The sequence below is a fragment of the Burkholderia sp. AcTa6-5 genome (assembly GCF_017815075.1).
GTDB lineage: Bacteria > Pseudomonadota > Gammaproteobacteria > Burkholderiales > Burkholderiaceae > Burkholderia > Burkholderia sola.
In genome coordinates, this window is record NZ_JAGIQE010000009.1 from 125197 (window position 1) to 138940 (window position 13744).

The window sequence follows — 13744 nt, forward strand, 5'->3', positions numbered from 1 at the left end:
GGCACGGCCGGGCAGCGAACCGCTGGATGGCTTACTCGGCGGCGACCGGCTTGCCCGAAGCGTCCGTCACCTTCGTCTTCCACTGCTTGCGGATTTCCGTCTCGACCGTCGCCGGCAGCGAGATGTAGTCGAGGCTGTCGGCAGCCTTCTCGCCGTTCTTGAACGCCCAGCTGAAGAACTTCAGCGTTTCCGCGCCCTGCTCCGGCTTGTCCTGCTTCGCGTGCAGCAGCACGAACGTCGCGCCGACGACCGGCCACGCGTCCTTGCCCGGCTGGTTCGTCAGGATCTGGTAGAACGACTTCGACCAGTTCGCGCCGGCTGCAGCGGCCTTGAACGTTTCCGTCTTCGGCTCGACCACCGTGCCCGTCGAATTCTTCAGCGCAGTGTAGGTCATGTTGTTCTTCTTCGCGTACGCCCACTCGACGTAGCCGATCGCGCCCGGCAGGCGCTGCACGAAGGCCGCGACGCCGTCGTTGCCCTTGCCGCCCGTGCCCGTCGGCCAGTTGACCGTCGTGCCTTCGCCGATCTTCGACTTCCACTCGTCGTTGACCTTCGACAGGTAGTTCGTCCAGATGAAGCTCGTGCCCGAGCCGTCGGCGCGGCGGACCACGGCGATGTCCGTATCCGGCAGCTTGACCTTCGGGTTCAGCGCGGCGATCGCCGGGTCGTTCCACTTCTTGATCTTGCCGAGGTAGATGTCGCCGAGCACCGGGCCCGACAGCGTCAGTTCGCCGGCCTTCACGCCCGGCACGTTGACGACCGGCACCACGCCGCCGACCACCGTCGGGAACTGGAACAGGCCTTCCTTCGCGAGATCTTCGTCCTTCAGCGGCGCGTCCGAACCGGCAAAATCGACCGTCTTCGCGTTGATCTGCTTCAGGCCGCCCGACGAGCCGATGCCTTGGTAGTTGACCTTCGCGCCGCCGGACTGCTGGTAGTCGGCAGCCCATTTCGTATAGATCGGCATCGCGAACGTGCTGCCTGCGCCCGTGATGTCGGCAGCTTGAGCGGCGACGGCGAAAAGCGCGCCAGCCAGGCCGGCAATCGCGGTTTGCATCAATTTCATGAGACCTCCAGTGTGTGAGCGGATGACTACGGCACCGCGAAGGTTAGGGGCTGCTCATGACGGTAATGTGACAATCGATGAAACTGGCGTGACAGTAACATGACTGGTTGAAAGGGAATATCGGGGCGCGCGTCGGGGCGCGGGAGCGGCGCTGGCGGCAAGAATCGCCTGGCTCGAAGGGAGGGGATGAACGCCGTTTCAACGGCGTGCGAGCGCATCGTAGCGCGGCGTCGGACGGACGGGAAGCCCGGTCCGGCCGGAAGTCTGATTCGGGGTCTGATGCCGGCTTCGATGGAAGGGATGCGTTTACCGAAGCCTGCTTCTATTAGGTAACGCAAACCTTTGCGTCTGACAAAAACGACGGCGCTCGAGGGCGCCGCACACACATTCGTCGGGAGCCAGCGCGCGGGCGGCCGGACCGCCGCGCGCGCCCCCCCGGTCAGGCAGTCGCCGCGCGCACCGCGTCGGCGATCGTCTCCGCATGGCGCACCGCATCGGCCGCCTGCTGTGCTTCGACCATCACGCGCAGCACGGGCTCGGTGCCCGACGCGCGGATCAGCACGCGGCCGCTGCCGGCGAGCGCGGCCTCGGCCGCATCGATCGCCGCGCGAATCGACGCGCTGCCCTTCCAGTCGGCGCCCGGCTTCATCCGCACGTTGATCAGCTTCTGCGGGAACAGCGTGACGCCGTCGAGCATCTGCGCGAGCGTGCGGCCGCTGCGTTTCAGCGCGGCCAGCACGAGCAGCGCCGACACGATGCCGTCGCCGGTCGTATGCCGGTCGAGCGACAGGATGTGGCCCGACCCTTCCGCGCCGAGCTGCCAGCCGTGCTCGCGCAACTGCTCGAGCACGTAGCGGTCGCCGACCGCCGCGCGGACGAACTTCACGCCCTCGCGCTGCAGCGCGACTTCGACGGCAAGGTTCGTCATCAGCGTGCCGACCGCGCCTTCGACCTTGCCGTCGGTCGCGATCCGGTCCTTCACGAGCACGTAGAGCAGCTCGTCGCCGTTGTACAGGCGACCGGTCGCGTCCACGACCTGCAGACGATCGGCGTCGCCGTCGAGCGCGATGCCGAGATCGGCATGGTTCGCCCGCACCGCGCGCACCAGCGCGTCGGGCGCGGTCGCGCCGACGCCGTCGTTGATGTTGAAGCCGTTCGGCGCGACGCCGATCGGAATGACGTCCGCGCCGAGTTCGTGGAACACGTGCGGCGCGATCTGGTACGCGGCGCCGTGCGCGCAATCGATCACGAGCTTCAGCCCGCGCAGGTCGAACGCGGCCGGGAACGTGCTCTTGCAGAACTCGATGTAGCGGCCGGCTGCGTCGTCGAGGCGGCGGGCCTTGCCGAGGCCGTCCGACGGCGCGCATTCGAGCGGCTTGTCGAGCCACGCTTCGATCGCGGCCTCGGTGTCGTCGGGCAGCTTGTTGCCGTCGGCCGAGAAAAACTTGATCCCGTTGTCGTGATACGGGTTGTGCGACGCGCTGATCACGACACCGGCCGACAGACGCAGCGCCCGCGTCAGATACGCGACGCCGGGCGTCGGCATCGGGCCGGCCAGCATCACGTCGACGCCGGCCGCCGAGAATCCGGCCTCGAGCGCGGCTTCGAGCATGTAGCCCGATACGCGCGTGTCCTTGCCGATCAACACGGTCGGACGCGAGCCCGCCGCGACGTCGGCCGAGCCGGCCAGTACCTTGCCGGCCGCATAGCCGAGGCGCAACACGAAGTCCGGCGTGATGGGCGCTTCGCCCACCGTGCCGCGAATGCCGTCCGTGCCGAAATATCGACGTCCCATGGGGTCCTTCCTCCTTCGTCTTTCGTCTTTCTGACTTGCTTATCGTTGCCGCGCGGCTGCGCGCACGGCATTCCATACTTTCAGCGCATCGACCGTCGCCGCGACGTCGTGCACGCGCACGATCGCGGCGCCCCGCTCGACCGCGCACAACGCGGCCGCCACGCTCGCCGCGACGCGCTCCATCGGCGGCTTGCCTCCGATCACCGCGCCGAGCATCGACTTGCGCGACATGCCCGCGAGAATCGGATAAGCGCGCCCGTCGGGCCGCGCGGGCGCCGTGTCCGGCAACGCGGCCAGCAGCGCATAGTTGTCGTCGACGACCGCCTTGCCGAACCCGAAACCGGGATCGACGCAGATCCGCTCCGCCGCCACCCCCGCGTCGCGCAACGCCTGCGCGCGCGCGGCGAGGAAATCGCGCACGTCGGTCACGACGTCGCCGTAGTCGGGCTCGCCGACCTGCATCGTCTGCGGCTCGCCGAGCATGTGCATCGCGCACAGACCGCTGTTGCCGTCGCGCACCGCGTCGATCGCGCCCGGCTGGCGGAACCCCCAGATATCGTTGATCAGGTCCGCGCCGGCGGCCAGCGCCGCGCGCATCACGGCCGGCTTGTACGTATCGATCGACAGCGGCACGTTCAACGGCCGCAGCGCCTCGACGAGCGGAATCACGCGCGCGAGCTCCTCGTCGAGCGGCACCGGCGGCGCGCCGGGGCGCGTCGATTCGCCGCCGATGTCGATGAGGTCCACACCGTCGGCGATCATCCGCTCGGCCTGGCGCAACGCATCGTCGCGCGCGAGGAAGCGGCCGCCGTCGGAGAACGAATCGGGCGTGGCGTTGAGGATGCCCATCACGAGCGGACGTTCGAACGTCAGTTCGAAGCGGCCGCACTGGAGCGGCGCGGGAATGAACGGGGACACTGCGGAATCGGACACGAGCAACGGGCGTGGATGAATGCAAAACGGGCCGGTGTGAAGCCACACCAGCCCGTGAACGGTGCTAAAGCGGAGATTATGCCGCCGGCGTCGCCGGCGCCGGCGCGCTGCCGGGCTTGACCTCGGCACTGCCGCCGCCCGACGAATCGCCGCCGACAGCCGGCGAGCTCTTCGGTGAGCGCGGCGGACGGCCTTCCATGATGTCGTTGATCTGATCGGCGTCGATCGTCTCCCACTCCATCAGCGCGGCCGTCATCGCCTCGACCTTGTCGCGGTTCTCCTCGAGCAGGCGACGCGCGAGGTTGTACTGATCGTCCAGCACGCGGCGGATTTCCGAGTCGACCTTCTGCTGCGTCGCTTCCGAGATCGTGCGCGTGAAGCCGCGGCCGAACGGCGACGCATCGTTCTCGTCGTCGACGTAAACCATCGGCCCGAGCGCGTCGGTCATGCCGAACCGCGCAACCATCGCACGCGCGGTCTGCGTGGCCTTGTTGAAGTCGTCCGATGCGCCGGTGCTGACCAGGTTCATGAACAACTCTTCGGCCACCCGGCCACCGAACAGGATCGCGAGGCGGTCGAGCAGGTAATCCTTCGAATACGTCTCGTTGTCATGCTCCGGCAACTGCCACGTGACGCCCAGTGCGCGACCGCGCGGGATGATCGTGACCTTGTGCACCGGGTCGGCCTTCGGCAGCAGCTTCGCGATCACCGCGTGACCCGACTCGTGGTACGCGGTGGCACGCTTCGCTTCCTCGCGGATCACCGCCGACTTGCGCTCCGGACCCATGAAGATCTTGTCCTTCGCGTCCTCGAAATCCTGCATCTCGACGATGCGCTTGCCGCGACGGGCGGCGAACAGCGCAGCTTCGTTCACGAGGTTCGCGAGATCGGCGCCCGAAAAGCCCGGCGTGCCGCGTGCGATGACCGCCGCGTCGACGTCGTTCGCGATCGGCACCTTGCGCAGGTGCACGCGCATGATCTGCTCGCGGCCGCGGATGTCCGGCAGGCCGACATAGACCTGGCGGTCGAAACGGCCCGGACGCAGCAGCGCCTTGTCGAGCACGTCGGAACGGTTGGTGGCGGCGATCACGATCACGCCCGAGTTCGCCTCGAAACCGTCCATCTCGACCAGCATCTGGTTCAGCGTCTGTTCGCGCTCGTCGTTGCCGCCGCCCATGCCGGCGCCGCGATGACGGCCGACCGCGTCGATTTCGTCGATGAACACGATGCACGGCGCATGCTTCTTCGCCTGCTCGAACATGTCGCGCACACGGGCCGCGCCGACGCCGACGAACATTTCGACGAAGTCCGAACCCGAGATGCTGAAGAACGGCACCTTCGCTTCACCCGCGATCGCGCGGGCCAGCAGCGTCTTGCCGGTACCCGGCGGGCCGACCAGCAGCACGCCGCGCGGAATGCGGCCGCCCAGTTTCTGGAATTTCTGCGGATCGCGCAGGAAGTCGACGAGCTCGGACACTTCTTCCTTCGCTTCGTCGCAGCCCGCGACGTCGGAGAAGTTCACCGCGTTGTTGTTCTCGTCGATCAGCCGCGCACGCGATTTCCCGAACGAGAATGCGCCGCCTTTGCCGCCTCCCTGCATCTGCCTCATCATGTAGAACCAGAACACGATGATCAGGATCGTCGGCCCGAGGTAGTACAGCGCGGACATCAGCGCGTTCGGCTCGTCGTCGGCCTTGCCGCTGACCTGCACGCCGTACTTCATCAGATCGCCGACCATCCAGATGTCGCCGGGCGACACGATCTGGTATTTCTGGCCATCAGCCGGAGTGACGGTGAGGTTGCGCCCCTGAACGATGACGTTCTTGACCTTGCCGTTCTTGGCGTCGTCCATGAACTGCGAATAGGACACGCCTTCCTGGACGCGGGGCTTGTCGAACTGCTTGAACACCGTAAACAGCACCAGTGCGATCACCAGCCACACCGCTGCCTTCGAAAACATATTGTTGTTCAAAGCACCACTCCTTCACTCGTAGACGAGCGCCTACATTTTCCTTGCGGCGCCCCTCGGTCATTCTAATCCAGTCCGACCACCCCTGCCATAAGCATTGACAACCGCCGCGATAGCGCTTCGCTTGTCCGGCAAGGGCCGGAGCCCGTTTGCGGCATCGCGTTCCGCATCAGCGCGGATGCTTCAGCTGCCGACCCAAAATGAACGTTTCGGACGATTTGTCGCGGGATGCCTTGGGCTTGCGCGGCGCGACAACCTTAAACTGCTGTTTGAACTTCTCGACGATCTGGCTGTAGCCGCTGCCGTGAAAGCACTTCACGAGCAGCGCACCGTCCGGCTTCAGATGGTTCTGCGCGAATTCGAGCGCCAGATCGCAGAGATGCTCGATGCGCGCCGCGTCCGCCGAGGCCACGCCGGAGAGGTTGGGGGCCATGTCCGAAATAACAAGGTCCACCGCGCGGCCTTCGAGCACTTCCTCGAGCTGGTGGAGGACGTCGTCCTCGCGGAAGTCGCCCTGCAGGAAGTGGACGTCGGCGATCGGCTCCATCGGCAGGATGTCGAGCGCAACGATCGTGCCGTCGATGCCGCCTTCGCGCTCCGCGTCGCGCTTCCTGCCCTGCGCGAGCTTGTTGCGGGCATACTGGCTCCAGCTGCCCGGCGTGGCGCCGAGATCGACGATCACCTGGCCCGGACGGATCAGCTTGTCCTGCTCGTCGATTTCCTTCAGCTTGTACGCGGCGCGCGCGCGATAGCCCTCCCGCTGCGCCATTTTGACGTACGGGTCGTTGATGTGGTCGTGCAGCCAGTGCTGGTTGAAGCGGTTTTTTGCCATTCGAGAGAGAGATTGCTGCCCATTGCTTCGTGAAGCCGCGCTTTTAGCGGATAATACGCGTCTTCTTCGCGCGGCTGCGGCCCCTTTTCAGGCCCAAGCCGCGATTTTACGTGGTTTCGGCGCACGGCTGACGCGGTAACGTCCCGCGATCGCTTTTCAGTCAGCGCGCCCTTATTTAGATTTCGACATTTCCATGCCCGCCCTTTCGCTTTCTCCCGCCGAGCGCTCCGCGCTGCGCTCCCAGGCCCATGCGCTCAAGCCCGTCGTGCTGATCGGCGCCGAAGGGCTGACCGACGCCGTGCTGAAGGAAATCAAGGTGCACCTCGACGCGCACCAGCTGATCAAGATCCGCGTGTTCGGCGACGAACGCGACGAACGCATCGCGATCTACGACGAGATCTGCGACCGCCTGAACGCGGCGCCGATCCAGCACATCGGCAAGCTGCTGGTGATCTGGAAGCCCGAGGCCGCGGTGGCGGCCCCGTCCCGCGGCCGACGTGCCGGCGCGCTGCCGAGCGCGGCCGAAGCCGTCGACGACAAGAAAGGCCGTGCACCGCGCACCGTCAAGGTCGTCAAGGTGTCGCCGAACGCGAGCCCCGTGCGCCGCCCGAGGCCGGTCAAGGTCACGGTGCGCGGCAACGAACGCGTGACGGCAGGCGGCACCGTGAAGCGCGCGAAAAAGCGCCAGGCCAGCACGAAGCGGCCGTTCCAGGACAAGTAAAACGCCCGTGCGGCACGGATTCCCGTGCCGCCCTGCCCGTCGTCGCGCAACGCGCGGCGGCGCGGCGCTCAGGCGTCGCGCGCCGGCAGACGCCAGACCAGCATCAGCCCCAGCACGCTTTCGACGAGATAGAACACGCTCGACACGCCGTGCAGCATCCCGAAGCGGCTCGCATACGGCGAATTCGCGATATCGGTGCCCGCATCCATCGCGGCCACCCGCAGCGCGTTCATGAACGGCTGCAGCGCAAAATACCCGACCAGCACGCACACGACCATCGCGGCGACGATCCAGCGGACGCGGCGATATTCGGTGCTGCCGCGCCGCACCTGCTGATTCGACAATGCGAGCAGCAGCACGCCGCACACGACGCCGAGGATCGCCTCGATGCGGAACAGCTGGGCGGCGACCGAACCGGCCGTCATCCGCTCCAGCGTCTTGAACAGGACAGGCGCGACCGCATACCCGATCGTCAGCAGGCTGCCGACCCACACGGCCGACAGCAGACGGAACACGCGATGCGGCATCACGTCGCCCCGCTTCAGATGTAGCTGACCGAGATGATCTCGTACTCGCGCACGCCGCTCGGCGCCTGCACGGCCGCGACGTCGCCTTCGGACTTGCCGATCAGCGCGCGCGCGATCGGCGAGCTGACCGAGATCAGGCCGTGATCGATATCGGCTTCGTCGTCGCCGACGATCTGATACTTGACGGTGTCGCCCGATTCGAGATCCTCGAGTTCGACCGTCGCGGCGAACACCACGCGGCCATCGGCGTCGAGCACCGTGGGATCGATGATTTGCGCGGCGGACAGCTTGGATTCGAGTTCCGCGATGCGGCCCTCGATAAAGCCCTGCTTTTCCTTCGCGGCGTCGTATTCGGCGTTTTCGGACAGATCGCCCTGTGCGCGGGCCTCCGCGATCGCGTTGATCACGGCCGGCCGCTCGACGGACTTGAGGCGCTGCAATTCATCGCGCAGTTGCTCTGCGCCACGCTTTGTCAACGGAATGGTGCTCATAAACGGCTCAATCGCTAAAAACGGCTATAAAAAAAATCACCGCGATTAAGCGCGCTTCCGATGCACTGGAAACACCGCCTAATCGCGGCACGTGTTGCTTCGACAGGTAACTGACTGCTTAGTTTAGGCGAGCGTGAAGACCTTGTAAATCATAGACTTCCAGATCCTTCAGGTAGCGCAAGCCTTCGACGGCCGCGCGCGCGCCCGACATCGTCGTGTAGTACGTGACCTTGTGCGCCTGCGCGCTCATGCGGATCGAACGCGAATCGGCGATCGCCTGGCGCGTCTCGTCGACCGTCGTGAACACGAGCGCGATCTCGCCGTTCTTGATCATGTCGACGATGTGCGGACGGCCGTCCTTCACCTTGTTCACGACCTTCACCGGCACGCCGGCCGCTTCGATCGCGGCAGCCGTGCCCTTGGTCGCGACGATCGGGTAGCCGAGGTCGTGCAGCATACGCGCGACTTCGACGGCCTTCGGCTTGTCGGCGTCCATCACGGTCAAGAGCACCGTGCCCGACTCCGGCAGGCGCGAACCGGCCGCGAGCTGCGACTTGAACAGCGCTTCGCCGAACGTCTGGCCGACGCCCATCACTTCGCCGGTCGAACGCATTTCAGGCCCGAGGACCGGATCGACGGTCGGGAACTTGACGAACGGGAACACCGCTTCCTTCACGCTGAAGTACGGCGGCTCGACTTCCTTCGTCACGCCCTGCTGCGCGAGCTTCTGGCCGACCATCGCGCGCGCCGCGATCTTCGCGAGCGGCAGACTGGTCGCCTTCGACACGTACGGCACCGTGCGCGATGCGCGCGGGTTCACTTCGAGCACGTAGATGATGTCCTGCTTCGAACCGTCGGCCTGCGGCACCTGCTGGATCGCGAACTGCACGTTCATCAGGCCGACCACGTTCAGCGCCTTCGCCATCGCGCCCGTCTGGCGCTTCAGCTCGGCCACGGTTTCCTTCGACAGCGAGTACGGCGGCAGCGAACATGCCGAGTCGCCCGAGTGGACGCCCGCCTGTTCGATGTGCTCCATCACGCCGCCGATGAACACCGCTTCGCCGTCGCAGATGCAGTCGACGTCGCACTCGATCGCGTCGTTCAGGAAGCGGTCGAGCAGCACCGGCGAATCGTTCGACACCTTCACGGCCTCGCGCATGTAGCGCTCGAGGTCGCGCGGCTCGTGGACGATTTCCATCGCGCGACCGCCGAGCACATACGACGGGCGCACGACCAGCGGGTAGCCGATTTCGTCGGCCAGCGCGAGCGCTTCGTCTTCGGCGCGGGCGGTGCGGTTCGGCGGCTGGCGCAGGCCGAGGTCCTGCAGCAGCTTCTGGAACCGTTCGCGGTCTTCGGCCGCGTCGATCATGTCCGGCGACGTGCCGACGATCGGCACGCCGTGCGCCTCGAGGTCGAGCGCGAGCTTCAGCGGCGTCTGGCCGCCGTACTGGACGATCACGCCGACCGGTTTTTCCTTGTCGACGATCTCGAGGACGTCTTCGAGCGTCAGCGGCTCGAAGTACAGGCGATCGGACGTGTCGTAGTCGGTCGACACCGTTTCCGGGTTGCAGTTGACCATGATCGTTTCATAGCCGTCCTCGCGCATCGCGAGCGCCGCGTGCACGCAGCAGTAGTCGAATTCGATACCCTGGCCGATCCGGTTCGGGCCGCCGCCCAGCACCATGATCTTCTTGTTCGTGGTCGGCTGCGCCTCGCACTCATCCTCGTAGGTCGAGTACATGTAGGCGGTTTTCGTCGCGAATTCGGCCGCGCACGTGTCGACGCGCTTGTAGACCGGGCGCACGTTCAGTTCCACGCGGCGGCGGCGCACGTCTTCCGGTGTCGCGCCGAGCAGTTTCGCGAGGCGGCGGTCGGAGAAGCCGCTCTGCTTCAGGTAGCGCAGCTCGTCGAACGTGAGCGACGCGAGCGAGCGGCCCGACAGCGCCTTCTCTTTCAGGATGATCTGCTCGATCTGCTCGAGGAACCACGGGTCGATCGCGGTTTCCGCGAAGATTTCCTCGGCCGTCATGCCGATGCGGAACGCATCGCCGACGTACCAGATGCGGTCCGGGCCCGGCTCGTGGATCTCGATCGCGATCTCGTCGCGGTTGGTCGACTTCTCGTCGAGGCCGTCGACACCGACTTCGAGGCCGCGCAGCGCCTTCTGGAACGATTCCTGGAACGTGCGGCCGATCGCCATCACTTCACCGACCGACTTCATCTGCGTGGTCAGGCGCGAATCGGCTTCGCGGAACTTCTCGAACGCGAATCGCGGGATCTTCGTGACGACGTAGTCGATCGTCGGCTCGAACGACGCCGGCGTCTGGCCGCCGGTGATTTCGTTCTTCAGCTCGTCGAGCGTGTAGCCGACCGCCAGCTTCGCGGCGACCTTCGCGATCGGGAAGCCGGTGGCCTTCGACGCGAGCGCCGACGAACGCGACACGCGCGGGTTCATCTCGATGACGACCATGCGGCCGTCCTTCGGGTTGATCGAGAACTGCACGTTCGAGCCGCCCGTGTCGACGCCGATCTCGCGCAGCACCGCGAGCGACGCGTTACGCAGGATCTGGTATTCCTTGTCGGTGAGCGTCTGTGCCGGCGCGACCGTGATCGAGTCGCCGGTGTGCACGCCCATCGGGTCGAGGTTTTCGATCGAGCACACGATGATGCAGTTGTCGGCGCGGTCGCGCACGACTTCCATCTCGTATTCCTTCCAGCCGAGCAGCGACTCTTCGATCAGCAACTCGCGCGTGGGCGACAGGTCGAGACCGCGCTTGCAGATCTCCTCGAACTCTTCGCGGTTGTACGCGATGCCGCCGCCCGAGCCGCCGAGCGTGAACGACGGACGGATCACGACCGGGTAGCCGCTGCCGCCGGTGAGCGCCATGATCTCGGCGTGCACCTGGGTCGCCTCTTCCATCGAATGCGCGACGCCCGACTTCGCGGAGCCGAGACCGATCTTGGTCATCGCATCCTTGAACTTCTGGCGGTCTTCGGCCTTGTCGATCGCTTCCGGCGACGCGCCGATCAGCTCGACGCCGAACTTCTCGAGCACGCCGTGGTGGTGCAGGTCGAGCGCGCAGTTCAGCGCGGTCTGGCCGCCCATCGTCGGCAGGATCGCGTCCGGGCGCTCCTTCTCGATGATGCGTGCGACGACTTCCCACGTGATCGGCTCGATGTAGGTCACGTCGGCCGTGTTCGGGTCGGTCATGATCGTCGCCGGGTTGCTGTTGACGAGAACGACCTTGTAGCCCTCCTCACGCAACGCCTTGCAAGCCTGCGCGCCCGAATAGTCGAACTCGCACGCCTGGCCGATGATGATCGGGCCGGCGCCGATGATGAGGATGCTCTTGATGTCTGTGCGTTTTGGCATGGCTTGTGAATTCAATAAGTAATCGTTGTCGTGGGTCGGCCGGCGGCGCTCAGCTCAGGGTCGCGAGCGCCAGCTTCACCGAGAAACCGATGAACAGGCCGCCCACGCTGCTCGCCGCGCCTGCCGCGAGCTTGCGGCGGCGGCGGAAGTGCTCGGCGAGCCGCGCGCCCGCGAAGATCAGCGTGCTCAGGTACAGGAAGCTCGCGCATTGCGCGATCGCCCCGAGCACGACGAACGACAGCGCGGGATGCGGGAATGCCGGGTCGACGAACTGGATGAAGAACGAGATGAAGAACAGGATGGCCTTCGGATTCAGCAGGCTCACGATCAACGCCTTGCGGAACGGTTTGTCGAAAGACCGTTCGCCGTCGACCGCCTGCGGCGCCTCGACCGGCGCCTCGACCGGCGCATCGCCGCGCGCGCGCAGCTTGCTCCACGCGCTGCGCAGCATCCCGGTGCCGATGTACAGCAGGTACGCGGCGCCGCCGTACTTGACGACGGAGAACAGCAGCGGGTTCGCCTTCAGCAGTGACGCGACGCCCGCGGCCGACAGTATCATCAGCACGGTATCGCCGACGAACACGCCGCAGGCCGCGCGATAGCCGGCCTTCACGCCGCGCTGCGCGGCGAGCGACAGCACGTACATCGAGTTCGGCCCCGGCAGCAGGATGATGAAGATCACGCCGAACACGTAGGTCCAGATATCCGTGATGCCGAGTGCGTGGCCGAACATGATGCGAATCTCCCGTTCTTCGGTTGCGTCGATGACGTTAAGCGGTGCGCTGCTTCGCCGCGTCCATCAGCGCGGTGAAACGGTCGAACAGGTAGCCGATGTCGTGCGGGCCGGGCGACGCTTCCGGGTGGCCCTGGAAGCAGAACGCCGGCTTGTCGGTCAGCTCGAAGCCCTGCAGCGTGCCGTCGAACAGCGACACGTGCGTCACGCGCGCGTTGGCCGGCAGCGAATCGGCATCGACCGCGAAGCCGTGGTTCTGCGACGTGATCACGACACGGCCGTCGCCGAGATCCTTCACCGGATGGTTCGCGCCGTGGTGGCCCGTCTTCATCTTCAGCGTCTTCGCGCCGACCGCGAGGCCCATGATCTGGTGGCCGAGGCAGATGCCGAAGGTCGGCACGCCGCGCTCGATGAATGCCTTGGTGGCCGCGATCGCGTAATCGCACGGCTCCGGATCGCCGGGGCCGTTCGACAGAAAGACGCCGTCCGGATTCAGCGCGAGCGCATCTTCCGCACTGGCTTGAGCCGGCAGCACCGTCACGTGGCAGCCGCGCTCCGCGAGCATGCGCAGGATGTTGTACTTGACGCCGAAGTCGTACGCGACGACGCGGTACTTCGGCGACTCCTGCATGCCGTAGCCGCCTTCGAGACGCCATTCCGTCTGCTTCCACTCGAACGGCTTGGTGGTCGACACGACCTTCGCGAGATCCATGCCGGCAAGGCCCTCGAACGAGCGCGCGAGCTCGATCGCCTTCGCTTCGTCGTCGGAGCCCGTCAGGATGCAGCCGCTCTGCGCGCCCTTGTCGCGCAGGATGCGGGTCAGCTTGCGGGTGTCGATGCCGGCGATCGCGACGACGCCTTCGTCGCGCAGGTAATCGCCGAGCGTGCGGTCCATGCGGAAGTTCGATGCGAGCGTCGGCAGATCGCGGATGATCAGGCCGGCGGCATGGACTTTCGTGGCTTCGACGTCTTCGGCGTTGACGCCGACGTTGCCGATATGCGGATAGGTGAGCGTGACGATCTGGCGCGAGTAGCTCGGATCAGTCAGGATTTCCTGATAGCCGGTGATCGCGGTATTGAACACGACTTCGCCGATCGTATGGCCTTCGGCCCCGATCGAATAACCACGAAAGACCGTGCCGTCGGCGAGTGCAAGCAAGGCGGGAGAAAAAGACGGCAACACGGGAGGCTCCTTGGGGAACACCCTGCTGCCGACCTGTTTACCCTGCCGCGCAAGCGCCGCGCTGCGTGGGCGCGCGCGGTCGCTAGCTGGACGCGGCCTGCGTTGTCGAGACGCGAACCCG

The 13744-nt window shown here is 65.9% G+C and carries 11 protein-coding genes; 1 reads left to right on the plus strand and 10 read right to left on the minus strand.

Features of this window, described 5'->3' with window-relative positions:
• Positions 1–31: 31 nt before the first annotated feature.
• From pstS to J8I33_RS14580, 5 genes are all read right to left on the minus strand, one after another.
• The gene (pstS, locus tag J8I33_RS14560) at positions 32–1066 is read right to left on the minus strand and encodes a phosphate ABC transporter substrate-binding protein PstS (RefSeq protein WP_050015215.1); all 1035 of its coding nucleotides are present in this window, start codon (positions 1064–1066) and stop codon (positions 32–34) included.
• Positions 1067–1505: 439 nt separating this feature from the next.
• Positions 1506–2861 (minus strand): phosphoglucosamine mutase, encoded by a 1356-nt coding sequence (gene glmM / locus J8I33_RS14565; protein ID WP_209937314.1) that lies wholly within the window; start codon positions 2859–2861, stop codon positions 1506–1508.
• A 39-nt stretch (positions 2862–2900) separates the two neighbouring features.
• On the minus strand, positions 2901–3842 hold the full coding sequence (gene folP / locus J8I33_RS14570; protein WP_050015211.1) for a dihydropteroate synthase: 942 nt from the start codon (positions 3840–3842) through the stop codon (positions 2901–2903).
• A gap of 28 nt (positions 3843–3870) precedes the next feature.
• On the minus strand, positions 3871–5766 hold the full coding sequence (gene ftsH / locus J8I33_RS14575) for an ATP-dependent zinc metalloprotease FtsH (protein WP_050015209.1): 1896 nt from the start codon (positions 5764–5766) through the stop codon (positions 3871–3873).
• A gap of 166 nt (positions 5767–5932) precedes the next feature.
• On the minus strand, positions 5933–6595 hold the full coding sequence (locus J8I33_RS14580; RefSeq protein ID WP_050015207.1) for an RlmE family RNA methyltransferase: 663 nt from the start codon (positions 6593–6595) through the stop codon (positions 5933–5935).
• A 193-nt stretch (positions 6596–6788) separates the two neighbouring features.
• Between J8I33_RS14580 and J8I33_RS14585 the strand changes: the two genes are divergently transcribed.
• Entirely contained in the window at positions 6789–7316 is a 528-nt protein-coding gene (locus J8I33_RS14585) for a YhbY family RNA-binding protein (RefSeq protein WP_089467132.1), read from the plus strand.
• Positions 7317–7384: 68 nt separating this feature from the next.
• Here J8I33_RS14585 and J8I33_RS14590 read toward each other — a convergent pair whose 3' ends face one another.
• From J8I33_RS14590 to carA, 5 genes are all read right to left on the minus strand, one after another.
• Positions 7385–7843, minus strand: a complete 459-nt coding sequence (locus J8I33_RS14590) for a DUF4149 domain-containing protein (RefSeq protein WP_050015203.1) — start codon at positions 7841–7843, stop codon at positions 7385–7387.
• Positions 7844–7857: 14 nt separating this feature from the next.
• On the minus strand, positions 7858–8334 hold the full coding sequence (gene greA, locus J8I33_RS14595) for a transcription elongation factor GreA (RefSeq protein ID WP_006476345.1): 477 nt from the start codon (positions 8332–8334) through the stop codon (positions 7858–7860).
• Between the two features lie 118 nt (positions 8335–8452).
• Positions 8453–11707: a carbamoyl-phosphate synthase large subunit gene (gene carB / locus J8I33_RS14600; RefSeq protein WP_209927416.1), complete on the minus strand. Its 3255-nt coding sequence runs from the start codon at positions 11705–11707 to the stop codon at positions 8453–8455.
• A 49-nt stretch (positions 11708–11756) separates the two neighbouring features.
• Positions 11757–12440 (minus strand): leucine efflux protein LeuE, encoded by a 684-nt coding sequence (gene leuE, locus J8I33_RS14605; RefSeq protein ID WP_209927414.1) that lies wholly within the window; start codon positions 12438–12440, stop codon positions 11757–11759.
• A gap of 37 nt (positions 12441–12477) precedes the next feature.
• The gene (gene carA / locus J8I33_RS14610) at positions 12478–13623 is read right to left on the minus strand and encodes a glutamine-hydrolyzing carbamoyl-phosphate synthase small subunit (RefSeq protein ID WP_050015197.1); all 1146 of its coding nucleotides are present in this window, start codon (positions 13621–13623) and stop codon (positions 12478–12480) included.
• Positions 13624–13744 lie beyond the last annotated feature (121 nt).